The organism is Acinetobacter sp. ANC 3813 (assembly GCF_002135435.1).
Lineage (GTDB): Bacteria > Pseudomonadota > Gammaproteobacteria > Pseudomonadales > Moraxellaceae > Acinetobacter.
Genome location: NZ_NEGK01000001.1, coordinates 267,163 through 293,873, shown reverse-complemented (window position 1 = coordinate 293,873; position 26,711 = coordinate 267,163). Strand labels below are relative to the sequence as shown.

The 26,711-nt window shown below is 43.6% G+C and carries 29 protein-coding genes, 5 tRNA genes, 1 other RNA gene and 1 riboswitch; of the genes, 15 read left to right on the top strand and 20 right to left on the bottom strand.

What is annotated here, in order from left to right; translation table 11 throughout:
• Positions 1-35: 35 nt before the first annotated feature.
• The gene (locus B9T34_RS01455; RefSeq protein ID WP_086211382.1) at positions 36-968 is read right to left on the bottom strand and encodes a rhodanese-related sulfurtransferase; all 933 of its coding nucleotides are present in this window, start codon (positions 966-968) and stop codon (positions 36-38) included.
• A gap of 180 nt (positions 969-1,148) precedes the next feature.
• Between B9T34_RS01455 and B9T34_RS01450 the strand changes: the two genes are divergently transcribed.
• Both B9T34_RS01450 and B9T34_RS01445 read left to right on the top strand, forming a co-directional pair.
• Positions 1,149-1,637 carry a DUF1289 domain-containing protein gene (locus B9T34_RS01450; RefSeq protein ID WP_086211640.1) on the top strand — a complete coding sequence of 163 codons (489 nt, stop codon included), beginning with the start codon at positions 1,149-1,151 and terminating at the stop codon, positions 1,635-1,637.
• A 46-nt stretch (positions 1,638-1,683) separates the two neighbouring features.
• Positions 1,684-2,295, top strand: a complete 612-nt coding sequence (locus B9T34_RS01445; protein WP_086211639.1) for a LysE family translocator — start codon at positions 1,684-1,686, stop codon at positions 2,293-2,295.
• A 112-nt stretch (positions 2,296-2,407) separates the two neighbouring features.
• On the opposite strand, the gene B9T34_RS01440 is transcribed toward B9T34_RS01445, so the two are convergent.
• On the bottom strand, positions 2,408-3,043 hold the full coding sequence (locus B9T34_RS01440; RefSeq protein WP_086211381.1) for a Bax inhibitor-1 family protein: 636 nt from the start codon (positions 3,041-3,043) through the stop codon (positions 2,408-2,410).
• 132 nt (positions 3,044-3,175) lie between these two features.
• Positions 3,176-3,835, bottom strand: a complete 660-nt coding sequence (gene ribB / locus B9T34_RS01435) for a 3,4-dihydroxy-2-butanone-4-phosphate synthase (RefSeq protein WP_086211380.1) — start codon at positions 3,833-3,835, stop codon at positions 3,176-3,178.
• A 103-nt stretch (positions 3,836-3,938) separates the two neighbouring features.
• Positions 3,939-4,093, bottom strand: a riboswitch (FMN riboswitch).
• A 169-nt stretch (positions 4,094-4,262) separates the two neighbouring features.
• Between ribB and B9T34_RS01430 the strand changes: the two genes are divergently transcribed.
• Together B9T34_RS01430 and B9T34_RS01425 are read left to right on the top strand one after the other, a co-directional pair.
• Positions 4,263-6,092: a DUF2157 domain-containing protein gene (locus B9T34_RS01430; RefSeq protein ID WP_086211379.1), complete on the top strand. Its 1,830-nt coding sequence runs from the start codon at positions 4,263-4,265 to the stop codon at positions 6,090-6,092.
• Positions 6,089-6,697, top strand: a complete 609-nt coding sequence (locus tag B9T34_RS01425; protein ID WP_086211378.1) for a GDYXXLXY domain-containing protein — start codon at positions 6,089-6,091, stop codon at positions 6,695-6,697. The genes B9T34_RS01430 and B9T34_RS01425 overlap by 4 nt, the downstream gene beginning before the upstream one ends.
• A gap of 127 nt (positions 6,698-6,824) precedes the next feature.
• Here the strand turns inward: B9T34_RS01425 and panD are convergent, their stop codons facing one another.
• The 11 genes from panD to B9T34_RS01370 all read right to left on the bottom strand — a co-directional run bounded on the left by panD (position 6,825) and on the right by B9T34_RS01370 (position 12,933).
• Positions 6,825-7,205 (bottom strand): aspartate 1-decarboxylase, encoded by a 381-nt coding sequence (gene panD, locus B9T34_RS01420; protein WP_078192181.1) that lies wholly within the window; start codon positions 7,203-7,205, stop codon positions 6,825-6,827.
• A gap of 142 nt (positions 7,206-7,347) precedes the next feature.
• Complete coding sequence (pth, locus tag B9T34_RS01415; protein WP_086211377.1) at positions 7,348-7,929, bottom strand: aminoacyl-tRNA hydrolase; 582 nt, start codon at positions 7,927-7,929, stop codon at positions 7,348-7,350.
• Between the two features lie 19 nt (positions 7,930-7,948).
• A complete protein-coding gene (gene rplY, locus B9T34_RS01410) occupies positions 7,949-8,242 on the bottom strand; it encodes a 50S ribosomal protein L25 (protein WP_086211376.1) in 294 nt (97 codons plus the stop codon).
• Between the two features lie 99 nt (positions 8,243-8,341).
• Positions 8,342-9,295: a ribose-phosphate pyrophosphokinase gene (locus B9T34_RS01405; RefSeq protein ID WP_086211375.1), complete on the bottom strand. Its 954-nt coding sequence runs from the start codon at positions 9,293-9,295 to the stop codon at positions 8,342-8,344.
• A 36-nt stretch (positions 9,296-9,331) separates the two neighbouring features.
• Positions 9,332-9,406 (bottom strand) — tRNA-Gln (locus tag B9T34_RS01400).
• Positions 9,407-9,497: 91 nt separating this feature from the next.
• Positions 9,498-9,572, bottom strand: a tRNA-Gln gene (locus B9T34_RS01395).
• Positions 9,573-9,593: 21 nt separating this feature from the next.
• Positions 9,594-9,668 (bottom strand) — tRNA-Gln (locus B9T34_RS01390).
• A gap of 32 nt (positions 9,669-9,700) precedes the next feature.
• Positions 9,701-9,775 (bottom strand) — tRNA-Gln (locus tag B9T34_RS01385).
• Between the two features lies 1 nt (position 9,776).
• On the bottom strand, positions 9,777-10,604 hold the full coding sequence (ispE, locus tag B9T34_RS01380; protein ID WP_086211374.1) for a 4-(cytidine 5'-diphospho)-2-C-methyl-D-erythritol kinase: 828 nt from the start codon (positions 10,602-10,604) through the stop codon (positions 9,777-9,779).
• Positions 10,605-10,629: 25 nt separating this feature from the next.
• Complete coding sequence (gene lolB, locus B9T34_RS01375; RefSeq protein ID WP_086211373.1) at positions 10,630-11,211, bottom strand: lipoprotein insertase outer membrane protein LolB; 582 nt, start codon at positions 11,209-11,211, stop codon at positions 10,630-10,632.
• 9 nt (positions 11,212-11,220) lie between these two features.
• Positions 11,221-12,933, bottom strand: a complete 1,713-nt coding sequence (locus tag B9T34_RS01370) for a tetratricopeptide repeat protein (RefSeq protein ID WP_086211638.1) — start codon at positions 12,931-12,933, stop codon at positions 11,221-11,223.
• Between the two features lie 78 nt (positions 12,934-13,011).
• On the opposite strand from B9T34_RS01370, the gene hemA reads away from it, so the two are divergent.
• The gene (gene hemA / locus B9T34_RS01365) at positions 13,012-14,295 is read left to right on the top strand and encodes a glutamyl-tRNA reductase (protein WP_086211372.1); all 1,284 of its coding nucleotides are present in this window, start codon (positions 13,012-13,014) and stop codon (positions 14,293-14,295) included.
• A gap of 54 nt (positions 14,296-14,349) precedes the next feature.
• Here hemA and B9T34_RS01360 read toward each other — a convergent pair whose 3' ends face one another.
• A complete protein-coding gene (locus tag B9T34_RS01360) occupies positions 14,350-16,278 on the bottom strand; it encodes a DNA primase (RefSeq protein ID WP_086211371.1) in 1,929 nt (642 codons plus the stop codon).
• A 211-nt stretch (positions 16,279-16,489) separates the two neighbouring features.
• On the bottom strand, positions 16,490-17,503 hold the full coding sequence (locus B9T34_RS01355; protein ID WP_086211370.1) for an outer membrane protein assembly factor BamD: 1,014 nt from the start codon (positions 17,501-17,503) through the stop codon (positions 16,490-16,492).
• Positions 17,504-17,574: 71 nt separating this feature from the next.
• Here B9T34_RS01355 and rluD point away from each other — a divergent pair, with 71 nt between their 5' ends.
• From rluD to B9T34_RS01335, 4 genes are all read left to right on the top strand, one after another.
• Positions 17,575-18,627 carry a 23S rRNA pseudouridine(1911/1915/1917) synthase RluD gene (gene rluD, locus B9T34_RS01350; protein ID WP_086211369.1) on the top strand — a complete coding sequence of 351 codons (1,053 nt, stop codon included), beginning with the start codon at positions 17,575-17,577 and terminating at the stop codon, positions 18,625-18,627.
• Positions 18,628-18,675: 48 nt separating this feature from the next.
• The gene (gene pgeF, locus B9T34_RS01345; protein WP_086211368.1) at positions 18,676-19,416 is read left to right on the top strand and encodes a peptidoglycan editing factor PgeF; all 741 of its coding nucleotides are present in this window, start codon (positions 18,676-18,678) and stop codon (positions 19,414-19,416) included.
• Positions 19,417-19,456: 40 nt separating this feature from the next.
• Positions 19,457-20,020, top strand: a complete 564-nt coding sequence (locus B9T34_RS01340) for a flavodoxin family protein (RefSeq protein ID WP_086211367.1) — start codon at positions 19,457-19,459, stop codon at positions 20,018-20,020.
• Positions 20,021-20,240: 220 nt separating this feature from the next.
• Positions 20,241-20,630, top strand: a complete 390-nt coding sequence (locus B9T34_RS01335; RefSeq protein ID WP_139841238.1) for a hypothetical protein — start codon at positions 20,241-20,243, stop codon at positions 20,628-20,630.
• Positions 20,631-20,729: 99 nt separating this feature from the next.
• Here the strand turns inward: B9T34_RS01335 and smpB are convergent, their stop codons facing one another.
• Complete coding sequence (smpB, locus tag B9T34_RS01330; RefSeq protein WP_086211365.1) at positions 20,730-21,206, bottom strand: SsrA-binding protein SmpB; 477 nt, start codon at positions 21,204-21,206, stop codon at positions 20,730-20,732.
• Between the two features lie 137 nt (positions 21,207-21,343).
• Between smpB and coaD the strand changes: the two genes are divergently transcribed.
• The 4 genes from coaD to B9T34_RS01310 all read left to right on the top strand — a co-directional run bounded on the left by coaD (position 21,344) and on the right by B9T34_RS01310 (position 22,653).
• The gene (gene coaD, locus B9T34_RS01325) at positions 21,344-21,835 is read left to right on the top strand and encodes a pantetheine-phosphate adenylyltransferase (protein WP_086211364.1); all 492 of its coding nucleotides are present in this window, start codon (positions 21,344-21,346) and stop codon (positions 21,833-21,835) included.
• A 1-nt stretch (position 21,836) separates the two neighbouring features.
• The gene (locus B9T34_RS01320; protein WP_086211363.1) at positions 21,837-22,100 is read left to right on the top strand and encodes a YfhL family 4Fe-4S dicluster ferredoxin; all 264 of its coding nucleotides are present in this window, start codon (positions 21,837-21,839) and stop codon (positions 22,098-22,100) included.
• Between the two features lie 26 nt (positions 22,101-22,126).
• Positions 22,127-22,503, top strand: an RNA gene (gene rnpB / locus B9T34_RS01315) — RNase P RNA component class A.
• 73 nt (positions 22,504-22,576) lie between these two features.
• Positions 22,577-22,653 (top strand) — tRNA-Met (locus B9T34_RS01310).
• Between the two features lie 199 nt (positions 22,654-22,852).
• Here the strand turns inward: B9T34_RS01310 and B9T34_RS01305 are convergent.
• Complete coding sequence (locus B9T34_RS01305) at positions 22,853-23,329, bottom strand: hypothetical protein (RefSeq protein WP_228147385.1); 477 nt, start codon at positions 23,327-23,329, stop codon at positions 22,853-22,855.
• A 237-nt stretch (positions 23,330-23,566) separates the two neighbouring features.
• Between B9T34_RS01305 and B9T34_RS01300 the strand changes: the two genes are divergently transcribed.
• Positions 23,567-24,829: a hypothetical protein gene (locus B9T34_RS01300; protein WP_086211362.1), complete on the top strand. Its 1,263-nt coding sequence runs from the start codon at positions 23,567-23,569 to the stop codon at positions 24,827-24,829.
• Positions 24,830-24,831: 2 nt separating this feature from the next.
• Here B9T34_RS01300 and B9T34_RS01295 read toward each other — a convergent pair whose 3' ends face one another.
• Together B9T34_RS01295 and B9T34_RS01290 are read right to left on the bottom strand one after the other, a co-directional pair.
• On the bottom strand, positions 24,832-25,449 hold the full coding sequence (locus tag B9T34_RS01295) for a CatB-related O-acetyltransferase (protein WP_086211361.1): 618 nt from the start codon (positions 25,447-25,449) through the stop codon (positions 24,832-24,834).
• Between the two features lie 103 nt (positions 25,450-25,552).
• Positions 25,553-25,957 carry a RidA family protein gene (locus B9T34_RS01290; protein ID WP_086211360.1) on the bottom strand — a complete coding sequence of 135 codons (405 nt, stop codon included), beginning with the start codon at positions 25,955-25,957 and terminating at the stop codon, positions 25,553-25,555.
• A gap of 118 nt (positions 25,958-26,075) precedes the next feature.
• Here B9T34_RS01290 and B9T34_RS01285 point away from each other — a divergent pair, with 118 nt between their 5' ends.
• Positions 26,076-26,660 (top strand): TetR/AcrR family transcriptional regulator, encoded by a 585-nt coding sequence (locus tag B9T34_RS01285; protein ID WP_086211359.1) that lies wholly within the window; start codon positions 26,076-26,078, stop codon positions 26,658-26,660.
• The last annotated feature ends 51 nt before the right edge of the window (positions 26,661-26,711 follow it).

Here is a 26,711-nt window from a genome sequence, read left to right as displayed (position 1 = left end):
TTTTTCGGAAATTTTACAGAGACCTTGCAATGTACTTAGAGGCGTTTGCGTTTAGCCGCCAAAATTTGTGATTGGCGCATGCGGAAGCCAGACTTTTGCTGTTCTGAGGTCTTGTCGATGCAATACTTACATGACACGCCATGTTCATAGCTTGGCAATTCCACTTCTTCTGGAAGCAACGGCCAGCCGCACGCGTGACATTTAATATTTGCACCTTCTTCCATACCATGCGTTACGGCGGTACGTCCGTCAAAGACGAAACATTCGCCTTCCCACATGCTTTCTTCTGCAGGCGTTTCTTCAAGGTATTTTAAGATGCCGCCTTTGAGGTGGTAGACATCGCTAAAGCCTTCTTGAAGCAATAAAGATGTCGATTTTTCACAGCGGATGCCGCCTGTGCAGAACATCGCAATTTTCTTGTCTTTATGCTGTTCCAATTCTTTCTTCACATAATCTGGAAATTCACGGAATGATTCTGTTTGAGGATCAATCGCGCCTTTGAAAGTACCCGCTTTATATTCATAGTCGTTGCGGGTATCAATCAAGATCACATCGTCGCGTGCAATCAGTTCATTCCATTCTTTCGGGTCTAGATAATGGCCAACCAAGTCGCGCGGCTTCACTTCCACACCTAAAGTTACAATTTCTTTTTTATGTTTGATTTTCATTTTGCGGAATGGTTTTTCAGAGCTATGAGACTCTTTATATTCCATCGAAGCAAAACCTTCATTCAGAAGGAATTGATGAATCGTATCAACTGCTTGGCGGTCGCCGGCAACTGTGCCGTTAATGCCTTCATCAGCAACAATCAGAGTACCGCAGAGGTTGATGGTTTTTACCAAATTCAGTAAGCGCTGCTGTAAATCAGCAGAGTCTTGTACTTCTTTGAATTGATAAAGCGCCGCAACAACCCAGCCATCGGCCGCATGCTGTTCTACAGGTGCAAGCTGTTCTACAGTAGCGTTCATGGATACTCCAATTGAAAATTAAGAATTTTGAAAGGCGCATATTTTAACGTGAATTGCGCGAATAAGCGAGTGATCCATTACAGATTCACGGCTTCTCATCCAGCAGCAGAGCGTGTATATTCTTGACCAGCCGGAAAAATGCCGGCGATGCAGATTTTATGAATGTTTTTGGAGCTTGCATTGACTACGGATCGCCGGATTGCCTCATTAACCCCCTGTGCGGGACGCTGTTCGACGGTATTTGGGGATTCAGTTTGCCGCGGCTGCCGCCGTTTTAATCATGAAGTCATTCGGTGGAATACCTATACAGCCGATCAGCAAAGTGCGGTATGGCATCGCTTGGATGCGCAGCTGGATCAGATTTTAGTGCCTCTGCTGCCGCTGGCGGATATACGCCATGTCGAAGGTTTTGTGCTGTCTAAACGTGTGCGGCTGCGCCCAGATGCTACACGCGGACGCAAGCTGTACCATGCCTTGAAATTATGTGAAAAAAACCGTCATTTTACCGATGAAAGCGGTTTAGGCATTCATTATAAACAAGTGCGCCCATTGTGGGACGAATTTGAGCGCCGCATATTGGCGCTGGCGACCGCAAGCTATGACTTGGCTTTTTTACGGGCAGACGGCATTAGTATTCATTTGATGCAATATATGGCAGAAGAGGACTGAGTCCTCTTTTTTTATGAACCTTTAAAAATCAATAAAGAGGTTGGCGGTGAATTTTGCGGAGTATTTTTTATATTGCGCGGCTGTAGTGGTGATGATTGCGACACCAGGGCCAGTCATGCTGCTGGTGGCCAGTGCTGGCCTGCAAGGTGGATATAAGCGTGCGCTGCAAACGATTTTTGGAACTAATTTGGCGTCATTGGTATTAATCGTACTGTCTATACTGATTTTAAAAGGTGCGCTGAATATTAATGAGCAATGGCTGAATGGCATTAAAGTGCTGGGCTGTTTGTATATTGCTTATATTGGTTTTGACATTCTGAAAGACGTTATCACAAGCTCTTCCAGTGAAAATGCGATGACGCTTAATGCGGTATCTGGCGGCTTTAAAAAAGGCTTTCTCGTCGGTATTTCCAATCCTAAAGATATAATCTTTTTTGCCTCATTTTTCCCGCAATTTACTGGCGTCAGCTCCGATTTAAACCTCAGTTTAATGATATTGACCATCAGCTGGATTATTTTGGATTTTGTTACTTTGAGTGTGGTCTATCTGTCATTTAACCGTTTAGCGAAATCTGCATGGTATCCAAAGCTGCTGGCTTTATGCGGACTGATTTTGATTGCCGTTGCCATCTATGGCATTTACGGTGTTTGGGCTTAATATGGCACCGTAAAATAAGCAGAATTTTCGCAGCAAATCGATTTTGTATTTAAGTGCATTAAAGCCGAATATTCAGCGTGAAAGCATTCAGACGCTGCATGATTCAGTTGAATTAATCGTCAATGAAATTAAATAGATGACGAACAAAGCTGAACAAGCCGATAATATCCATAAATAAATCGAAAGCACCCATATGAGCGTTATAGCCGAGCTGATCTGCGCGTAATAAAATTTGGCTGGTATCGTAAAGAATCCAGCCAATAAATATGATAGAGCCAAAAATACCGATAAATATGGATAAAGCGTTGATATGAACAAAGAGCGAAACAACCGATAGGGCAAGAATGACCCAAAAACCGATATTTAAACTGGCATGTAAAAAAGAGAAATCTTTTTTACTGAAAAATACATAGGCGCTTGTTCCTGCAAAAATAGCCAAGGTGGTCGCTGCAGCGGTCAAGAAAACATCTGGACGGTATAAATGCGCGATTTGCCCTAGGCATAATCCTGTAATCACTAGAAATGCTGGAAAAACCGCTTTAATGGGGTTACGCAGACCAAACCAGCCGCATGCAATCCAGATAATAGAATCTAAAAGCATCAGCGGGCCAGCGGAGGCAGGTGGGAGCTGGGTATAAGAAAATATGCCTAATAAAGTCATTAGTGCCAAAGCGCCGAAAAGCACCTGATAAGTACGCTGGATGAATTGGGTGTCTTCACGGCTTAAATCTGAAAAATGGCTGAGCATGATTGAACCTTATTTATTTTTAATTATTGGTTATATTCTTTTATTAAATTAACTGTGCTTAAAAAGCAAACATTTTTCGACCTATAGAAAAAAGCCCAGCGTACAGGCTGGGCTTTTTGTTAAAGCTTTATATTAGATTTGGTGCGCAAGCCGATATTGCACAATTTCATCAATGGTAATTAGAGTGAGATTGTGTGTTTGCGCATAGGAAAGGACTTGAATGCCAGCAGCCATTGAGCCATCTGGATTGGTGACCTCACATAGGACGCCAGCGGGTTTTAGTCCAGCTAAACGCGCAAGATCTACACTGCCTTCAGTATGTCCGCGGCGTGTTAATACACCGCCGTCACGTGCGCGCAGTGGAAATACATGTCCCGGTCTGTTTAAGTCACTGGCTGCAGCACCGTCTTTAATGGCTGCATGAATGGTTGTGGTGCGGTCTTGGGCCGACACACCGGTAGTGACGCCTTCAGCGGCTTCAATGGTGATGGTAAAAGCCGTTTTAAATTGACTTGAGTTATCTGTCACCATAGGCGGCAATTGGAGATGGTCGGCCAGCGCATTGGTCAACGTTAAGCAAACTATGCCTGAACCGTCTCGAATCATGCGCGCCATCGTTTCGACATTTAGGGTTTCTGCGGCGACAATCAGGTCGGCTTCATTTTCACGGTCAAAATCATCCATGACCAAAACAGGCTTGCCTTGGCGCATATCTTCAAGCGCTTGCGCGATGCGCTGCTCGAAAGGTGGCAGTGCAGAAAAGAAAATTTCGGGTTGTATTAAGCTGGACATTGAAACGCTCTCGTAAGTTTTAAGATACGGTTGAACATTTCAGGACGTGTGAAATAGTGTGGCGTTACGAAACAGCTTGAGATTTCAAGCTGTTAATATGTGACGTCGTCTTCTTTCATCCGGACTATACCGTCGGCTTTGGTTTCTCACCAAATCTGCAAATTGCAAAGCGCAATTGGCTCGTGGGCTGATTCAGTCATAATGATTTTATGCTGAACTTACCACCGGTGGGGAATTGCGCCCCGCCCTGAAGCGATGTGCAGCCAGTATAGACCGTTTTAACGTTTCGGGGGGGAGCTGGGGTATAGAAACCTATGCAAAATTTAAGATAAGTAAAGCAGATGAATTGATTTGTAAGCAATTTTATAGTCAGTAAAAAAGCATGCTATCTTTTTAATTAAGTAATAATGACTGCATAATGATAAAAATGACAGATTCAAGTCTAAAACAGCATCTTAATTCAAAGCCGTATAACGAGTTCTCACCGCGCTTATTTTGCGATCTGCACGTTGTTCAATATCTGCAAGTCATCGGACTGGCGCTGATTGCGGCAAGTTTTTTATATTTGATTGCGGCCAATTGGCTGATGATTCCAAAATTTATTCAGTTGCTCATTCCAATGCTTCTGCTGTTGTGCAGTGCGCTTGCCAGTATGTATTTTTCACAAAAACAATGGATACAGCAGAGTTTGGATACGGTATGCGGTCTGATGCTGGGTTTAAGCATGGCTGTGATCGGGCAAGTTTACCAGACTGGGGCAGACAGCTATTTGCTGTTTGTGGTCTGGGCTTTGCTGCTTTTACCTTGGCTGTATAGACCCAATATCGGTGTGTTTGCGCTATTTTGTATTGTCAGTCAGCTGGCTTTATTGATGTATTTTAAACAGAGCTATTTAATGCTGGATCATCAGCCGATGTATTTACTCTGTATGAGTGTGCTGACCATTCTCTGCGTGACGATGAGCTTAAAATTCTATCCAGCCTTGCGTTATGTCTTTATCGCGTTTATCAGCTTAATGTCGATCTATTGCATGTTTCTCTTTTGCGGCATGGGGGCAGATCAGTATCAATGGCCGTATCTGCTGCTGTCTATTGCATTGCCTGCATATCTCATTGCGTATTTTTATCTGCAGCGCCGCGCGCTCGAAACCAGTTTACAAACCGCAGGTCTTGCTGCAAGTTTCAGTATTTTAATTTTCCAGTTCGCAGAACATTTATTGACGGATTCAATTGGCGGTCTGCTGGTTTTAGCGCTGCTGATTTTTGCATGGTTTGCCGCGATTAGTGCGGTACTGATGAAATTTTTTCCCCAAACAAAATTTGCAGCCATTCCTTTGGCGATTGGCGCGTGGCTGGCAGGGATTATTTTGGCGAGCCTTTTGCTGACATTTTGGAAGGCTTTTTCAATCGTTATGGGCTTAGTGTTTGTTGCTTTGGCATGGTGGATGATTCACCGTTCAATCAGCGCATTCAGCAGGCAGTTTGCTTACTGTCTCTGGGTGTGCGGGCAAACAGCAGTACTGGTTCATACCCAGATTTTAACTGACAGTTTTTTACTGATTCTTCTGCTGCAAATTGGATTTACCTTGCTGTGCATATTTAGCCGAATGCATTGGTTTATTGTTCTGATTCAGCTGATTGCATGTTATGGATTAACTGTTGCCGCTATGGGACTGGAGGAGTTTTTCCGCGGTGAAGATACTTTGATTTTAGCGGTGATGGGTTTGAATTATATTTTACTTATCTCGCTGTTATGCACCGCGCCGTATTGGCTGTCATCGATTTACCGCAAAACTTTTGCACTTTGGATGCTGTTTATTGTTTTAGCTGGTGTGGTATTACAAACGCTGTCCAGCAGTTTAATGAATGCTGATTACACTCAGCTTCAAGCTATGCGTTCAGTCATTGTTTATGCGCTGCCGCTACTCTGGCTTGGCGTTTATATTGCTGTTGAACAGGGCTATTCGGGCTTAGAGAAATGGCTATTGGGGATTTTGGGCATTGTGCTGATTGCGATGGGCTATTTTGAAATTTTTCTTTTGCTGGTCATGCTGTCTTGGGCTATTTCTTATCAGCAAGGGCTGGTCAAAGCGCTAAGCATCTTATTATTGATCTTTAGTTTGTGGATGCTGTACTACAATTTGGGATTAAGCTTTTTACTGAAGAGCCTGAGTATTTTGATTTCCGGCATTTTGCTGTTGGCAATGGCATGGCTGCTTGCATCGATGGCTAAGAGTGCGGAAGGGGAAATGCCATGAAAAAAGTATTCAAAAAAAGCCTCCCTTTGTTTTTAGCTGTGTTCAGTATCGTATTTTTTTCAGTGCTGATTATTCGCCATGAATGGCACTTATCAAACAGCGAGAGTATTTATGTCAGACTGAAACCAGTGGATCCGCGCTCTATGATTCAAGGCGACTACATGGCGCTCAATTATCATCTTTATTTTGGCGGTCTACCGCCTGCCATGGAATTAACAGATGACCGAGTTGATGAGCATGCCTCGTCAGAACATTTGAAAATAGATTACTTTCTGAATCAGCAGAGCGTAATAACCTATGTGCAGCTTGATTCGCAGCGAAAGGTGATTCGAACCAGTTTTAATCCGAATCTTTTAACTGCATATCCCAATGCCTCGGCAAAACTGATAGTAAAAAACCCAGAAAACACTTTTGAAGGCCTATATCCAGCATCGCGCAGTTTTCTATTTGCCGAAGGTTTAGAGCCATGTTACCGCGATGCGCAATTTGCAGAGCTGAAAGTGCAAGCGAATGGGCAGCCGCTCTTGGCGGGATTAGTTGGGGGGAATTTACAGGCACTGCATTGCGAGCAGAAGCAAGCGTGGTGGAAAGGTCCGCGCAGTTAATTTCTCGTTCTGCCGCTCATTGATGTGTGAATGAAAGTGATTTGGATGACATTGGCAAATCATGTGATTCATCCCATAAAAAAGCCCGCATATAAGCAGGCTTTTTAAAATCTGAATGTGCTTAAAATTAAGCCACTTGAACTGGAATGCAGTTCGCTGTGTGATTCACAGTATTATTTGGGTTTGCATAAACTAAGCGCGGTTTATGTGCATTTGCTTCTGCTTCTGTGAAGTCGCCAAAAGTTGCGATAATCATCAGATCGCCAATATCTGCTTGGTGCGCAGCGCCGCCATTTACAGAGATAATGCCAGAACCTTCTTCACCGCGGATTGCATAAGTCGTGAAGCGCTTACCGTTAGTTACGTTCCACATATGAATTTCTTCATATTCACGGATACCGGCTAAATCCAATAAAATACCGTCAATCGCGCAAGAGCCTTCATAATGCAATTCTGCTTGCGTTACTACACAACGGTGAATTTTAGCTTTTAATAAACGAGATAGCATGACTAGCGTCTCCTTGGTGGACACAAGATTTGATCTTATGATTGAATCAATCTGAACTTGCTGGTTCAGCAATCAGGCAAGCGCATTTTGCCTTTAAAATTGCTGTATAGCAAGCAGCATTGTTCAACAATTTATGGACTTATCAGTTTGGTTTGTAAGCATTGATTTGATTCATGGCAGGCTGAATTTCACCATTGACCAGCATCTTAATGCGGCTTAAAGCATGGTGAATGGCATTGTCCATTAAATCTTGTTCACTGCTTGGCGCTTTGCTTAAGACATGTCCTGAGACACGCTCTTTAGAACCAGGATGGCCGATTCCAATACGCAGGCGATGGAAGTTTGGACCAGTATGAGGAACAATGTCACGCAAACCATTATGACCGCCGTGACCGCCGCCAGTTTTAAGGCGGATAACACCGGGATTCATATCCAGTTCATCATGAGCAATGAGCATTGCTTCGGGAGCAATGTTATAAAATTTAGCGAAGGGGACAACACTTTTACCAACAAGGTTCATAAAAGTTGTGGGTAATAACAAACGAACGTCTTGACCTTCGATATTACCGCGACCGCTGATTCCGTTGAATTTTGGGTCAGCTTTGAGGGAAATGCCATATTGATCTGCAAGGCGTTCTACGAACCAGAAGCCTGCATTATGGCGGGTTTGGGCATACTCTTTACCAGGGTTGCCCAAACCGACAATCAGTGAAATATTAGACACTAATTACACCAATAAACACTTACGCGCGAACGAAGTCAGCGTGCATAGGAGTGTTTTTAGCTGGGTGACGCTGTAACGCTTTGATTTTAACGCTTTCAGTTTTGTCGCCAACTTTGATTTCAACAACTTCTTCAAAGAATGCATTGTTTTCTAAAGCTTTAACAAGCTCACGAAGTTCTAAAGTTACAGCAACAGGTTCGCCTGAACCGTAGATGATTGCTGGTACTTTGTTTTGCAGGCGAAGGCGGCGGCTCGAACCTTTCCCTTGAACTGCTTCTTCACGTGCTGCTGCGTTTAATACGAAGTTTGCCATGATAGACATCCTATTTAAGTTTTGATTGAGCTGAACTTTCGACCAGTTCAGCGATAGAAAACCCTGCGTTAAGCAGGGTTTTGAAATTTTAGCGCTATATTATAGATAAGAATCGAACATTGCGCTAATAGATTCTTCGTTGTTAATACGACGAATTGTTTCAGCAACCATACTTGCTACTGAAACCTGGCGAATCTTGCCAATAGCTTGAGCTTCTTCTGAAAGAGGAATCGTGTCAGTAACGACTAATTCATCAATTACAGAATTTTTCAAATTCTCAATGGCTTTGCCTGAAAGAACTGGGTGAGTTGCATAAGCAACAACACGGCGCGCACCAAATGTTTTCAGTGCATCAGCAGCTTTGCATAGCGTACCTGCTGTATCAACCATGTCATCTACAATAACGCAGTCACGGCCTTTTACATCACCAATCAAATGCATGACTTGTGATTCATTCGCTTTTTGACGGCGTTTGTCGATGATTGCAAGATCGATATCACCCATTTGCTTCGCAACTGCGCGAGCGCGGACTACACCGCCTACGTCTGGAGAAACAACCATTAGGTTGTCATGAGACTGTTGGCGTAAGTCAGCAAGCAATGCAGGCGTACCGTAGATGTTGTCTACAGGAATATCGAAGAAACCTTGGATTTGGTCTGCGTGCAGATCAATCATTACAACACGGTCAATACCTACAGTTGTCAGCATATCTGCAACAACTTTAGCGGTGATTGGCACACGTGATGAACGAGGACGACGGTCTTGACGGGCATAACCGAAGTAAGGAATGACAGCAGTGATACGGCCAGCACTTGCACGGCGAAGCGCGTCTGCCATAACTAAGATTTCCATCAGGTTATCATTAGTTGGGGCACAAGTAGGCTGTACGATAAATACGTCTTTACCACGTACATTCTCAGTGATTTCTACAGCGATTTCACCATCAGAAAAGGTAGAAACAGCAGCAGCACCTAGTGGAATGTGTAAGTGGCTAACGACTTTTTGAGCGAATTGTGGATGCGCGGTTCCACTAAAAACGACAAGATTGGGCATGAAGCACCCTTGGCGGTTGATTTGTATGGAAATAGATGGCAGGGGCGGCTGGATTCGAACCAACGGATGCCGAGATCAAAACCCGGTGCCTTACCACTTGGCGACGCCCCTAATGCGGCAGAACTTTAATATTTATGAGCTGTTTTGTCAAGGTGATTTAACAGGCTATTCACAAAAGTATGTTCTGTCTTTTTTGAGAAAATGGCAGGGGCGGCTGGATTCGAACCAACGGATGCCGAGATCAAAACCCGGTGCCTTACCACTTGGCGACGCCCCTAATTTGATGTGCTGTATTAAATGGCAGGGGCGGCTGGATTCGAACCAACGGATGCCGAGATCAAAACCCGGTGCCTTACCACTTGGCGACGCCCCTTTAATACAACATACATCTACAGGTGAATTTAATGGCAGGGGCGGCTGGATTCGAACCAACGGATGCCGAGATCAAAACCCGGTGCCTTACCACTTGGCGACGCCCCTATCAAACTTCGAAATGACGCAATGGCGATTCTGCTAAACTGTTGACCAAGTAAGATTTACAAGGCGCGTTTTTCAGAATGTCATCAACATTCATATTCTCTGTTACCTCAGCAAAAACACAAGCACCTGTACCTGTAAGCTTTGCCGTACCGAACTGATCTAAATACTGCATTGCTTCGTCTACTTCTGGATATAAACTTCTTGCCACAGGTTCGAAGTTATTGCCAAAACTAAACGGCGTTAGCTGATAGGCGCAAAATTTAGTAGGCTTCGTGTCTCTTGTCAATGTTTTTTGTGAAAAAAGCAGTTGAGTGCTGATAAAACAATCAGGTTTTAGCACAATGTATTGTTTTTGATCTAAGTCTATGAATGTTAAGTGTTCACCAATGCCTTCTGCCCATGCATTCTGCCCATGTACAAAAATCGGCACATCTGCGCCCAGCTTGAGGCCTAATGCGGCCAGTTGTTCAGTATTTAAACCGCAGCGCCATAATTTGTTAAGCACGATGAGGGTGGATGCAGCATTTGATGACCCGCCGCCAAGTCCAGCACCCATAGGAATGTTTTTTTCAATGCGGATATTCAGCCCAGTTGGCTGTTTTGCATACGGCAGAAGCATTTGTGCCGCGCGATAAATTAAGTTTTGTTCCAGATCGACGCTGCTTAAACCCTCAATCGTGATTTGGGAGGATTCTGTTTGTGTAAATTCCAGCCAATCGCTTAAGTCAATGAGCTGAAAAATACTCTGCAATTCATGGTAGCCGTCTGCACGGCGGCCAGTAATATGCAAAAACAGGTTCAGTTTGGCTGGAGAAGAAACTCGAATCATAAGTATATCGGCTTAAAAATTAGACTTAGCGGTTTTGAATGACCATTGTAATACGGTTTTCTTTACCTGTTTCAAGCGCTTGCTTCAAAATCAGTTTATTCGGCAAGGTTGCGCTGTCTGCATAGCTTAAATCGACTTGCCAGCCATCTTCCTGAATCTGCGCAATACGTCCGCTGTCATCTTTGTTCAGCTGTGCTTGCTGAGTCGCAGGTTTTGCCTGCACCCATTTGACTAAATGCGTAATCGGGGCTTGCCAGCCTGTTGCCCGTTCCAGCAGCTCTTCCGGTGTTGCCGCACTGACTAAGCCTGTTTTTGCGCTGTTTAGCGTCACTTCGCCTGCTTTACCGCTAATCTGGGTTTTGCCTACCCCTAAAATGCCGCTCAGCTCTATATCAAAGTCTTGCTGCTCTTGCGCCCAAGTAAAAAACGCGCTGCCAGACTGCTGCGGTGTGCGTACACCTATTTTGCCTTGCAGATTAAATTGATCTGGCGCTTCAATGCCTGACGCAGGCGGCTGTTCTTGCGGTTTGATATATTGCTGACACCCCGTTAATGCCAAACTGCTGACAGCCATCAGGGATAAGCAGAATTTTGAAATAGTACGCATAGGCTGAAATTAACTCTTTTTCATGTGCTGGGGTAACAATAATGCATTGAGCTGATCCAATTGAGGATCATTCGGGTGTTTTTGTTTGAGTTGTTGTAACACTTGGCTAAATTCTGCAATGTTGCCTTGCATATACACAGAGCGGGCATAGTTCACCCCAATTTTAACGCTGCCGCTCAGCTCATAAGCTTTCTTCAGCACTTCTGCAGAAGTGGCAAAGTCGTTTTGCAAAAAGCAGATATAACCTAGCGTATCTAAAATAGAGGCCTGTTCTGGCGCAAATTCTAATGCGTGCTCTACAAATCTGCGGGCATCATCCAGCCTTCTGTTTTGCAATGCCAGCGTGTATGCATAGGCATTTAAGTAGGTTGGGCTGTTCGGTTCAATACTTAAAAGCTTAGTCAATAATTTATCGAGTTTATCCCGCTCCTGAAAGGGGTCGAGAATCAGCACTTCGGCATAAATCAGCTCAGGATCATCGGGTAAATTTTTAATGGCTTCGTCTAAAAGGCGCATGGCAGCTTTTTTATTGTTCATGCGTTTTAAAATATCGGCCTGTGCAAGATATAAAAAACTGGCGTGCTGAGGATAATTGACGCGCTCTTGCGTTAAAAAGCGCAGGGCATCCGGCAGCTTATTTTGCTGTGCAAAAATATTGATCATATTGCGGCGTGACACGGTGTATAGGCTGCCGTCTACCAGACGGTAATAGGCTTTTGCCGTTTCAAAATGCTGTTTGCGTTCCGCATTGACTGCCAAATAATAATAGGCTTCATTTTGATATTGTGCTGAATAGCGCAGTTCGACCAGATACTTTTCAGCTTTTTCATATTGTTCTAAGTCAATACTGGTTAATCCGCCAAGAAACAGCGCTTCTTCGGCTTTAGGCCATTTTTTGATGATCTCTTCAAGCTTGAGCAGCGCTTGTTCTGATTCATTCATTTTGACCAAATATTTAGCTTCTGCGAGCCGTACTTCTAAATTGCTGCGGTGCTTTCTGCTGGATTTTTCATACCATTCAAGCGTGGCTTTCTCATCGCCTAGAGCCAGCAGTAAGTTGGCTTTCATTAAAATATAACCCGTGGTTTTAGGGCGTTTTTTTAAGGCGAGATTCACGGTGTTCAGCGCGTCAAAAAATTGACCATTTTGAGCTTCTAGACCAGCAATCAGCACTAAAATAGAGGGGTTGCGGTTTTCTTTGCTGGCGCGCAAGGCGCGGATTAGAAAATCACGGTCATCTGCAGATTCTGGGGCAATTCCGGCCAAAATCTGTTCAAGATCTGCATTGGGATCAATATTTAAAATTTTATCTAGTGTATCCGCTGCCAGTTCATACTCATGCGCTTTTAATGCAATATGCGACAGATAAAACAGCGCAGGCACATCTTCTGGTTCTTGCACAACCCAATGTGTGGCAATGTCCAAAGCGGCCTGTAAATCATTTTGTTCTAGCGCAATGTTCAATGCGCGCTGTTTAACGGCAGTAGAATTGCTTTTAATTGCGAGAACAGTATAGTTATGCAATGCGGTGGGGATGTCATCATAAGCAAGAGCAAACTCTGCAATCATGCTTTGTTTTATGGCATCATAATTTGAATTGGCGTGGTAAACTTCTCCAAATGCTCGAACTTGAGCACTGGAAGCCATGCTACCGACCAGCAAGAATGTGGTAGAATACTGCTTAATTGTCGAACCGTTTAGCCGGCTATTTGTTTGACGCAATTTTTCTTGATCCAAGTAATGCTTTTTATGACACCGATGTTGCACAATAGCATAAATTTAGCGAAATGATGATCTGATATGTCTTTCTTTGCATTGGGTGTCAACCATCAAACCGCCTCTGTAGAACTGCGTGAAAAAATCGCGTTTAATCCTGAAAAATTAAGCGGGTTGCTTGCACAGCAAAGCCATGCCGAACACCTGAATGATATGGTGGTGGTGTCTACATGTAACAGAACCGAAGTATATGCGATGTCTGATAATGCAGACATGGTATTGAATTGGCTCGCCCAAGCAAATCATCTTGATGTTAAACAATTGTCAAATCATGTATACCGCTACGAAAATGCGCAAGCGGTAACGCACCTGATGCGGGTTGCCAGCGGGCTGGATTCGCTCATGCTGGGTGAGCCGCAAATTTTAGGTCAGGTTAAATCGGCCTTATCACTTGCCAAAGATGCGGCTACAGTCTCTAGCAATTTAAACCGGATTTTCGAATACGCATTTTATGCCGCTAAGCGTGTGCGCTCAGAAACTGCTGTGGGCAGCCATGCTGTTTCTATGGGCTATGCTGTGGCGCAGTTGGCGCTGCAGGTGTTCAGCAAACCCGAACAATTAACGGTCATGGTGGTGGCCGCTGGTGAAATGAATAGCTTGGTGGCCAAGCATTTGGCGGAAATGGGGGTAGGTAAAATCATTATCTGCAACCGTACCCGCGGCCGCGCAGAAGAGCTGGCGCAGGAAATTGCGCACCGTGTAGATGTAGAAATTATTGAGTTTGATCAGCTGGCGGATCATTTATACCGTGCTGATGTGATTTCTAGCTGCACGGGCAGCTTGCATCAAGTCATTTATTTTAAAGATGTAAAAGCGGCGTTAAAGAAGCGTAAATATAAGCAAATGCTTTTGGTGGATTTGGCCGTTCCGCGTGATATTGAAGCAAAAGTAGAAAGTCTGGATGGTGTCTATCTGTATGGGGTAGATGATCTGCAAAGCGTGATTGATGAAAATCTCGCGCAGCGCCGTCAAGCCGCGGTAGAAGCGGAGGTGATGGTCAACCAATTGGCGACCGAGCTGGTCACACAGCAAAAAGTCAATTTAGCGGGGGAAACCATTCATGCATACCGTGATTATGGCAATAGCCTGAGAGAAGAAGAGCTGGCGCATGCTTTAAGCCGTTTGCAGCATGGCGATTCTGCTGAACACGTGCTGCAAGAGTTTTCGCAGCGGTTAACTAATAAGCTGCTGCATCCTACATCTATTGTGCTGCGCCATGCCGCTACGGCAGAAGACCCGTCCTATTTTGAGATGCTGGAACAGGAGCTTATGGATATTACGCAGCACCGCCGCAAGCCAAAAAAATGATGAGGTTCTTGTATTGAGCGCATTTTTTTTAAGTGAATGGCAATAATTTTAGCTTTAGTCATCCAGCAGCGTCAGAGATCTTTTTTTGCTGATTTCATAAATTTTTTGCTTTAGGTTGCGCATCTCAGACAAGCTGGAAAATTTCTTAGATTTCAATTTTTGCTGTAAAAACTCGTACTGCAATTTGGTTGAAAAATCGGCAGCCAATTTGTCAGCCTGTTCAGGTGATGAAGTATAGTCACTGATATTGGCATTTTCTAAAATATTATGCAATTCATGGTGATAGGCTGCACATGCGCCCAGAACATAATAGCGTGACAGTTCTGGGTCATCTGGCAAATCGTCAAAAATGCTATTAAAAATATTCAAGATATTAAACAGAAGCAAGTCTGACGAAACAATGGCGCGCAGCGGTTCAAAATGAATGTAGAGATAAGGGTGATTGATCAGAATGGCAATCACATATTCTTCGGCATCAATTTTGGTGCTGAAACTGAGTGAGGCGTCGTTGTTGACCTGCGGCTGCCACTTACGGCTAAAGCCCAGTTTTTCACGGAAATACTGCTGCAGCAGGTAACGGTAAGAGCCGCCTTTAGGCAGCAGCTCGGTGAGCTGTTTGAGTTCACCCATTACTTGGCTTTTGCCTTCGGGTTTTGTGACATCAAAATTTTGCGCTAAATGCGCAAAGACAAATTCAGACAGCAAAGGCGCTGTATCTAACAGCCGTCTAAAGTTTTCAATACCTTCACGGCGGATTAAGGAATCTGGGTCATGTTCATTGGGCAAGACAAAGAACTTGAGTTCGCGGCCGTCATTAAGCAGCGGCAGAGCAATTTCCAAAGTTCTGCGCGCAGCCTTTTGACCTGCAGCATCGCCATCAAAAGCAATAGTAATGCGGTTATTTTGCTTAAACAGAATATTTAAATGTTCTGTATTGCTTGCGGTTCCCAAAGTCGCAACGGCGCCTGCAATACCGTACTGCTGTAGGGCAATGACGTCCATATAGCCTTCGACCATCAGCCAGTCATTGGCTTTTTGCTTGCGGCCTTCGTATAAGCCATATAGCAGCTGGTTTTTATGGAAAACTTCAGAGTCTGGCGAGTTAATGTATTTGGGTTTAATCTCGTCGTTCAGTGCACGTCCGCCAAAACCAACTACACGGCCTTTGGCATCGCGAATAGGGAAGATCACCCGTTCGCGCAGCAAGTCAAAGTCACGGCCGCTATCGCTGGTGCGGATTAAGCCCAGCAGCTTTAAGCCCTCAATATCCTGCGGAAAGGCTTTTTCTAAATGCTGCCAGTCTTCAGGCGCATAGCCGAGACGCCAGTAGGCAATGGTTTCCGCAGAAAGGCCGCGCTGTTTGAAGTACTGCTGCGCGATCTTGCTGTTGGGCAGCTGATGTTCATAGAACTGAGCAATATTTTCCAGCAGATCATAGAGGTTGCCGTCAGGCTGTGCTTGTTCAAACGCAGCCGGCTGATCAAATGCGGCAAAAGGATCATTGCCATAAAACGCATCATCCTGCTGCTGAAATTCTGCAAAGGGGTCATGCTCAAAAGCAGGGATGCCAGCATTCGGCGCTTTTTTTACAGCTGCTTGAGTCTCTGCTGGCGCTGGCTGAGCAGCGGGAGCTGGCGCTTTAGGCTTCGGCGCTTCGCGCTTATATTTTAATTTATTGGAATCAAAATTGTCTTTAGGCAATTCAATGCCTGTTTGGCTCGACAGGTCTTTCATCACTTCGATGAAATTGCGGCTGCCGATATCCATTAAAAAACGGATGGCATTGCCGTTGGCCTGACAGCCGAAGCAGTGGAAATACTGTTTATCGCGGTAAACATGAAACGACGGCGATTTTTCTTGATGAAACGGACAGCAGCCTGAGTAGGTTCGCCCAGTCTTTTTTAATTTCACAAATTGGCCAATGACATCGACAATGTCGGTGCGGTCCAAAATTTGATCAATGGTATGCTGAGGAATGGCCATGCTGTGCTATCAATATATCTTTAATTCAGTAGGGAAATTGCCATTTTGAAGTCATGGCGCGAGCTTTTGCAAGCAATTGGCTTAAGGCGCCAATTTATCATTTGTAGCCTTTTTAAGCATTCCAATCAAGCTTTGAATAGCGTGTGTCTGAAATGATAAAGGGCAAGTATGATAACTTGCCCTTTATGAAAAATCATCTGAAATACTGGATTTATTCAGCTGGTGTTGCCGCGTCTGTTTCTACAGGCTGCTGAATATCAGCTGCTTCCGCTTTTGGGCGGTCCAATAAGCCAAAAGATAGGCGGTTGGTTAAGCTGCGCTGTTCTTCATTGCCGGTGTTTTTTACTTCATCCTGCTCTGAATGTGTGCTGGCGCTTTTGCCTAAAACGCCTAAAGTTGCACGGTTCCAGAAGCTGCCTTCACTGCGCGCTGCACGCATATTGACACTGCCGTCAGATTTAACTAGATCTGGGTAATTCAGCTTCAGTACGTCAATATATTGCTGTGCAGTCGCTTTGTCGCCCAGCTTGTCATAGCCGTAAGCTACGGTAGCGAGCGCTTCTGGCACTTGCGGTGTTTGCGGATAGTGTTCAATTACCCATAATGAGCGCTCTACAGCAGCCAAATACGCTTTACGCTTAATATTGAAGCGGGCAGCGTTCATTTCGCTTTCTGCCAGTTCTTGACCAATAAATTTCATACGCTGCGCAGCATCTACTGCATATTCACTAGATGGGTAGCGGCGGATAAAATCGACAAAATTTTGATAGGCTAATTTCAGGTAGCTTACATCACGGTGCGACTGTTTGAGTGATGTATAACGGATCAGGCCGTCATAATTTTGTTCCATATTCGAAACGCCGCGAACATAGTAGGCATAGTCTACATTTGGATGCTGCGGGTTCATGCGGATGAAGCGGTCGGCCATAGTAATTGCCGCTTCATAATCTTTCTGCTGGAATTTGACATACAAAAGCTCAAGCTGAGCCTGCGTTGAATAGCTGCCAGTTGGATAATAGGTTTCTAAAGCTTCCAGATGTTTTGCTGCATCTGTATATTGATGACGATCAAGCGCTTTTTTAGCTTTTTCAATATAAACCTGTTCGCTGGATTGCGGACCAGTATCAACCACATCTTTTTTTGGATTACTGCTGCAGCCTGCCATTGCTGTTGCAATGCCGAGGGTTAGAGCAAGCATTGTCTTTTTATAATGTGGTAGCGACATAAAAATTCCTCTGTTAATACTGGCAATGAGCTACAATTGCACTATTAAACCACTTTTGCCTGAATGATCAAATGACTCAAGCACAATCTTCTAATCCAAATATCCCTGAAACCGACTTCAATTTGCTTGAAGATTCTGAGGATGCAGATAACCATACTTCAGACTCAACTGCAACACGTTTATCGTTGCAATTTCAATTGGATGACAGCTTTTTCGGACAGCGTATCGACCAAGTTTCGGCAACAGTATGGCCTGATTTTTCCCGTGAAAAACTGAAGCAGTGGCTGAAAGAAGGCCATTTGTTAGTGAATGGTAACAGCGTCAAGCCAAAGTATAAATCTGAGGGCGATGAGTTGCTTACGCTCGAGGTTGAGCTGGAAGCGCAGACCCGCAGCCTGCCTGAAGACATTCCTTTAGACATTGTGTATGAAGATGACGACATTATTGTCATTAACAAACCTGTTGGCATGGTTGTGCATCCTGGGGCAGGAAATGGCTCTGGCACATTAGTGAATGCATTGCTTCATCATTACCCGAAATCTGTAGAGCTGACCCGCGCAGGCTTAGTGCATCGTATCGATAAAGACACATCTGGACTTTTGGTTGTAGCGAAAAACTTAGAAGCGCAATTCTCATTGAGTAAGCAGCTGGCAAAAAAATCGGTATACCGTGTATATGATTTAGTGGCTTATGGCGCGATTATTGCGGGCGGCACGATTGATGAGCCTATTAAGCGCCATCCGATAGACCGCATTAAAATGGCGATATTGCCGGGCGGTAAAGAAGCGGTAACGCATTACAATGTGAAAGAGCGTTTCCAGAATTTCACCCGTATTCAAGCGCGCTTGGAAACAGGCCGTACCCATCAGATCCGTGTGCATTTCAGCTATATCGGTCACGGTTTGGTGGGCGATCCAGTATATATGAACCGTGTGCGTGTTCCAGCGGGAGCTTCTCCTTTATTGGCGGAAACTTTGCGCGCGTTTAAGCGTCAGGCTTTGCATGCAGTAAAACTGGGCTTGGTGCATCCGCGCAGCGGCGAAGAAATGCTGTTTGAAGCGCCGTGGCCAGAAGATTTGACCAATTTGGTTGAAGTACTGCGCACGGAAAACAAAGCGTATTAATTCAAAGCTCCATCATCATGTATTTGCAATATGAATAAGGAAAATGACATGCAATTTGTTCAAGGGCTGCCTCAAGGTGTTTTTGTGGGGCAAACTCGAGTACAGCACGATCAGGCGCTGCCTTCAGCCATGGCTGAGTTGGCGGGCTTTAATTTGGCTTTGCATGTCAATGATGATACGCAGCGGGTACAGCGTCACCGCATGGCGCTGCTGCAGGAATTTTCTGAACATGGCGTGAATAAAATTACCTGGATGACGCAAACTCACAGCACCATTTGCCGCACCATCAATGCAGAAATGCCTTTTGATGCGCTTGAGGGTGATGGGCTGGTCACACAAACAGCTGGCCATGCTTTGATGATGATGACGGCGGATTGTTTGCCTGTGGCATTGGGCAATGCGGACGGCACAGAAGTGGCCAACCTGCATGCGGGCTGGCGCGGTTTGGCTGGCGGCATTATTGAAAACTCCATTGCTGAGATGCAAAGTCCGCCTGCATGGGCATGGCTGGGCGCGGCAATTTGTCAGGACAATTTTGAAATTGGCGCTGAAGTGAAGCAAGCGTTTTGCTCAAAATATCCTGAGCTGGACAGTGCCTTTAAAGCAGGGCTTAAAGAAGGCAAATTTTATGCAGATTTATATGCTATTGCCCGTTATATCTTAGCGTTGCATGGCGTTAAAACTGTTTTAGGCGGTGATCAGTGCTCTTATCAGCAGCCTGATGATTACTACTCTTACCGCAGAGCCTCAAAAACAGGGCGCATGGCAACATTCGTGTTTATGGCATGAAAATGCTAAACTTGACTGAATCTGTAGACTTTTGATTATTATGTCTTTAACTGCATCTGTATCTTCCAAATCTATCGCAATTGTCTACCATAGCCCTTATGGTCATACCGCAAAAGTTGCATCATCCATCGCGCAAGGCGCCTTACAAACAGGCGTGACTGTGCACAGTATGAACATTGAAAATGTCGACTGGGATGTGCTTGATCAAGCGGATGCCATTATTTTTGGCTGTCCAACGTATATGGGCAGCTTAACCTCTGGCCTGAAACAGTTCATGGAACAGTCGTCTAAACGCTGGCTGGCGCGGACATGGCAAGGCAAGCTGGCAGCGGGCTTTACCAATGGCGGCGGTTTAAGCGGCGATAAGCTTGCAGTTTTGCAGCAGATTAATTTATTTGCTATGCAGCATGGCATGTTGTGGTCTGGTTTACCCATGATGCCAACAGGGCGCAGCACAACAGATTTAAACCGAATGTCGAGCTTTTTGGGCTTAATGACACAGTCAGACAATGCGCCTGTAGAAGTCACACCGCCTAAAGGTGATTTGGATACCGCCGTTTGGTTTGGTGAATACATAGGTTTATTGTTAAATAAATTCAAATAATTTATTTTAAAAAAATATTTAAATAAATGAAAAGTCAAAAGATTTAATTATTCTTTTGGCTTTTTTGTTCCTTGGAATTGCATTTTCCCCTTCATTTTATGTAAATACCAGTGGAACTGGGCTTAGAGGCCATGATGGAAGTAGATGCAAAGCTAAAAACCTGAACAATGAATGTGGCAGAGATAATGGCGCAGGCGGCTGTGATATTGATATCTCAAATTTGGCGATCAGCGGCAAAGCCAATGGCATGGATGCGCAGGACAATTTAACTTTGAATGCTGAGCGGGCATCCACCAGTGCAGAACTGAAAAATCCGTTTATTGAATTTGCCATTAATAATCCAAATCAGGTTTCCACTCGAGAAGTGAAAGGATTTCGTCTGAGTGCGGAATCAATTACGGGTTATGTAACAGCGGAAATTTTAAATAAAGAACCGATTTATATTCCACTCGGATCATCGGTGGGGGCGGCTTTGGGCTTGCCGATTTATAAAAATGTAGGATCACTGGATTTGTCCAGTTCTGGCGCTGCAGCATTAACGTTGCGAAATCAGGTCTTGGGCAATCAGGAGGTAAAATCCAACTGTTTTGGCGGATTGAAGTTTTGTTAGGCTGCCCTTTAAGCAGATAACCCTGCTCAGAACACCTATAGCCTAAAATATAAAAAAGCCTCTTAATTGGAGGCTTTTTTATATTCAAACTGGTGCATTTTATTTATGCATAATCCGCGATTTATCACGCTGCCAGTCACGGTCTTTTTCAGTTGCACGCTTATCATGCAGCTGCTTACCTTTAACCAGCGCAATTTCCAGTTTGGCTAGGCGGCCTTTCCAATAGCATGCCAAAGGCACGCATGAATAGCCTTTTTGATTGACTGCGCCAAGCAATTTTTCAATTTCACGTTTGCTGAGCAGCAGTTTACGTGTGCGGCGCGCTTCAGGAACAATATGCGTAGATGCGCTTAATAGCGGCTGTACTTGTGCGCCAAATAAAAACGCTTCACCATTTTTGAAGGTGATATAGCTTTCAGTCAAAGTCATGCGGCCAGCGCGTAATGACTTTACTTCCCAGCCTTGCAGCGAAAGGCCGGCTTCAAATTTATCTTCAATGAAAAAATCATGGCGCGCGCGTTTATTCTGCGCGATCGTTCCGCCATTGTTCTTTTTAACTACAGTTACTTTCGACATAATCAGAAACTTCCAAAGTTAGGCCTATTGTACCCGAACTTATATGTTTATGGATTGTTTAAATTGATGGAGTTTCTTCTCCCAAAAACAAGATTTTGCTAAAATAAAGATCTACAAAACAAACTGAGTACAAATGGATGTCTCAAACACGCGTAATTTATCCGGGCACATTTGATCCAATCACCAATGGCCATATCGATTTAGTCACCCGTGCAGCGCGCATGTTTGATGAAGTGGTGGTTGCAATTGCGATTGGTCACCATAAAAATCCATTGTTTAGTCTGGAAGAGCGTGTAGAGCTGGCAAAAGAGTCATTAAGCCATTTGAATAATGTAGAATTTGTAGGTTTTGATGGCCTGCTGGTGAATTTTTTTCATGAGCAAAATGCGACAGCTGTGCTGCGTGGACTGCGCGCCGTATCCGATTTTGAATACGAGTTTCAATTGGCGAATATGAACCGCCAGCTGGATCCGCATTTTGAAGCTGTATTTTTAACGCCGTCAGAGCAGTATTCATTTATTTCATCCACTTTAGTGCGTGAAATTGCCCGTTTAAAAGGCGATGTGACCAAGTTTGTTCCAGCAAATGTTGACGCAGCCTTTAAGCGCAAATTTCAACAAGGCGAGTAGTGTGTCTTTATATATTACCGATGAATGCATCAATTGTGATGTCTGTGAACCTGTATGCCCCAATGAGGCGATTTTTATGGGCGAGGTCATTTATGAGATCAACCCAGATTTATGTACAGAGTGTGTCGGGCATCATGATAAACCGCAATGCCAATTGTTCTGTCCAGTAGATTGTATTCCACTGGATCCGAGCCATGCAGAAACACAGGATGAACTTTTTGCAAAATATGAAAAACTAATTGCACAGAAAACATCCAGCAATTAGTTTGTTTCTTTGATATCATCCCGCTCGAAGTGAGCCAGACGATCGCTGCTGTGGAAATCTCCGTGATTGAAGCAGGGGAGGAAAGTCCGGGCTTCATAGGGCAGGGTGCCAGGTAACGCCTGGGCGGCGAAAGCCGACGGCAAGTGCAGCAGAGAGTAGACCGCCTTCATTATGTTTCTAAGCAATTAGATTCGAAGGTAAGGGTGAAAGGGTGCGGTAAGAGCGCACCGCGTGTCTGGTAACAGTTCACGGCAAGGTAAACCCCACCAGAAGCAAGACCAAATAGGGATCCTGAGGCACGGCCCGTGCTGGATCCGGGTAGGTCGCTTGAGCGTACGAGTGATTGTACGCCTAGAGGAATGATCGTTCACGACAGAACCCGGCTTATCGGCTCACTTCACCAAATTTTGATCAATTAAGCGCATTAGGTACTTGACGTACTTAGGATAAAACCACATAATGCGCGCACAGTTTTTGGCTATGTAGCTCAGTTGGTTAGAGCACCGCACTCATAATGCGGGGGTCACAAGTTCAAGTCTCGTCATAGCCACCATTTTCATATACCGCGTTCCAAAACGCGGTATTTTTTTGCCTGAAATTTGGCGTCTAAATTTTAAGCTATTTATAGACCAGTGCCCGCATACCAGAGCGTAAAGCAAATGCGCCATGCATGTATACGCCGCCTAACCAATAGGGCACATTAAACATGTCGCTATGCCGATAGGCCACTAAGCCACTAAGCCACTAAGCCACTAAGCCACTAAGCCAAATTCTGCCAAAAGTCCTTCAAAGAACATGCCGCCTATGGCCAATAAAATGGCCAATAGACATAACCAGCATCGCTCGTAAGTGAAAGCCTGCCGAATAATAAAGGTGAAGTAAAAAATAAAGCACAATAAAGCAGGGTGAAAATTGCCAAAGCCGCTGAGCAGATATATGCAGGCAAATGCTGTTAAATCTTCGGATAAATTGTGCCAGTTACCATGTGTTGTGCTTTGAGCCACATCTATTTTTTGTCTAAGTGCATGACTTAAAAATAGGTAATTGATTGCCATAAATAAAAAGGCAATGAAAAAGGCTGGAAAGACCCACCAAGCTTGCTGAAAAAATAGGGGAGTGGGGTAGCTAAGTGTTTGAGTAAAGACGTGGTTGGCGTCGCAGAGTGTGGCGACGATGGCGGCCAGCAAAGCTAAAGCAAAAATACCGGTTTTGTTGATGTTATAAGGCATTCCATGTCCTATTATTTTTTGTTTTGATGGGCTTTATTTATAGAGCCTAGTTAGGTTTATAACTATGTCATCTGGGGAAAATATTCAGATTAAAATGATAAAACTATAAAAAAATTAAAGAGTTCTAAATTCAATTCTATTTTTTAGCATCGAAATTTGACGATTGGATTGTTGATTTGCAGTTTTATTCGATATATAAAATCTTTTTAAATAAATTATTAAAATATAAGGAAAATTATGTCATTAGGTGCTGTTTACTTATGGGAACCTGAAATTTTTACGGGAAATATGCCTGATATCAACGATTCAGAACGTGCAGCTTATGAGTTGTATCAGAAATATCGTGGCACTAAGAGTAATGGAAATGCATTACAGTCATGGATTGATTATATTGTTACAAAAGTAACAGCCCCGCAATACAGTGAATTTTTTTCTGAAAAAGTACAAAAGTGGGCTATAGGTTTGCAGCAAGGCTTAAAAGACCAAGCTTGGGCAATATTAGAAATAGAGAACTTTGATATTCTTGCTCAGGGAGGTGCGCTTTACCGTGTATTTTATGAAGCAGTGCAGGCATCGGACGTTGGTTTCTATGAGCCTTATTTTTCAGTCTGGGGAGTTGGTAATTCACAAATACCTGTAGGTGCAGTTGAAGGTGTACTTACTTCATTTTTAAAACCATTAACAACAGATTCACAAATTTTTAATCTAGAAAATATTGAACCACCTTGTAATATAAAAAAAGCTGAAGAATTAGTACGGTTATGGGCAGCACAGCACCCATATGCAAAAAACTTAAAATTATATATTTATAATACTGGACATGATTTTATTAGTCCAAGCCGGAATGTTGAGTATCCTGAATTGGCACCAGATGAGGGATACCGCGCGTGCCTTTTTATAGATCAAGTTGAGGATATCTTTTACCAATTAAAAATGAGTTTTGGAAAGCTGACAACTAGCCCAATGACTTCATTTACAATGGATTTAACCAATCATTTTATACCTCAAGAGCAAAAAAAATTATTAAAAGAGGAACTTATTTTAAGATTACGAAGTGAGGAGATTCGTACGCATCTCATAGATAGATTTGGAAGAAATGAAATTAAATATTTATTGGTTGGTCGTTGGGACGAGCAGACCAAAATCCGGAAATTTTTTAATGGATTTAATGGTTATGTCAGTTTTATTTTTGCACATTTGGGAAATGGGAATTTAAAAACATTACAGGCATGGGCATATGGAGATATGCCTGAGGATACTATCATTCAATTAAGTTATAAAGATAAGATGATGATTTATGCATTAAGTCTAGATCTAAAAAGTTTAACTGAATGTTATGAAGCATATAAGGAAGAGTGCAGTAAAAAAGAATATGAAAAACAGGAATATTATGACAAAGCATTATCTGACTTAGAATATAACTATTCGCTGTATCAAGACACGATAGCATTAATAAGAGAGGCAGGCACTGCATTGCTTGCTTATCAAAAGCAAACTTAATGCTAATCAGATTGTTTGAACAAAGTATTTACATCATTGGTCTGCAATTGTTCCCGCATCTTTAAAAACTGCTTTTCATCTAAATCGTAAAGCTTAAGAGAAAGCAGTTTTTTTATATCTTCCTTTGGAAAGCGATATTTAATAATCTTCGCAGGCACACCGCCTACGACTGCATAAGGTGGCACATCTTTGGTCACTACTGCACCTGTAGCGATCACAGCACCTTCGCCAAGCGTCACACCTTGCATAATCATGGCGCGTGAACCAATCCAGCAGCCATTGCCAATAACCGTATCGCCAGCAGGCACAAAACTGCGTGTATCAAACGGAAAGGCCGAAATCCAGTCTGTGCGGTGCAATTGGTTGCCACCCATCATAATCACGCATTCTGCGCCAAAACAGACGAAATTGCCGATATAGAGCTGATCAATGGGTTTCTCTGGAGTTGCTGGCTTATCATGCAAATAGCGCACGACACAGCGTTCAAAGCCCTGATCCCAATACGCAGAGTAATAGCTGTAATTGCCTTTGATATGAATATTCGGGTTCTTCACTGTTTTGGAGATAAACTCGAATTCACACCAATGCTTCACAGGGGAATTAATCAATTTTTCAGTCATAGCAGGCAGACAACAAATGCGGATAAATCATTATAGCGAAGAGGTATCTTTACTTGCGGAATAATATTAAAAAGGTACTCAAGCGACTAGCAATCTCGGGTAATTAGGCTGGAATTTCAGCCTTAGGTATGCGCGCAATGACTTTAATTTCAAAATCGAAACCTGCCAGCCAATTTACGCCAATTGCTGTCCAATTAGGATAAGGCTTTTGTGTAAAAATCTTATTTTTGACTTTCATAATGGTTTCAAATTGCTGTTCTGGATCTGTATGGAAAGTTGTGACATCGACAATATCATCAAAGCTACAACCCGCTGCTGTTAAAGTGTCAGCTAAGTTTTCAAATGCTTGTTCCACCTGTTTTTCGAATTCGGGTTCAGGTGTGCCATCTGCGCGGCTACCAACCTGACCTGAAATAAAAAGTAAATCTTGGGATTGAATAGCAGCAGAATATCCATGCTGTTCATATAAAGCATGGCGATTTTGCGGAAAGATAGCTGTTCTGGTCATGATATTTCTCATTCAAGATTAGATGAATAATTTAACATACGTAGCGTATGTTAATAACGTAATTGACATACGCTATGTATGTCAATAAAATTTTGATAATAATTAATGAGAGCGTTGCATGTCTGTACGTGAACAAAAAATGGCGGAAACCCGCAAAAAATTGATTGAGGTGGCGCGGCGTGCATTTGCAGAATATGGCTATGCCGAAACCTCTATGGATAAGCTCACAGCAGAAGCTGGGCTCACACGCGGTGCGTTGTATCATCATTTTGGGGATAAAAAAGGTTTATTTGCTGTAGTGGTAGATCAAATTGATTCAGAAATGGCATTGACCGCACAACAGCAATTACACGACAAACAGGATTTATGGCGGGGTTTATTGCTAGAAGGTCGCACCTATATTGAACATGCTCTCAATCCTGAATTTCAACGCATTGTGTTACGTGATGGTCCAGCAGTATTGGGTGATCCTGCACATTGGCCAAGTCAGAATAAGTGCCTGCAATCAACACAAGTATGTGTTGAACAATTGTTGACTGAGGGTAAATTAAAAGCAGTGGAGCCTATTGCTGCGGCCGTTTTATTAAATGGGGCTGCAATGAATGCGGCATTATGGGTTGCATCTAGTGAGGATCCAGTATACGCCTTGCCGCAAGCTTTACAGGCCTTTGAGATATTTGCTTCAGGATTTTTAAAAATTTAATTTTAGATAATAAAAAACCCCTCATAAGGAGGGGCTGGCGTTAAAATCTTT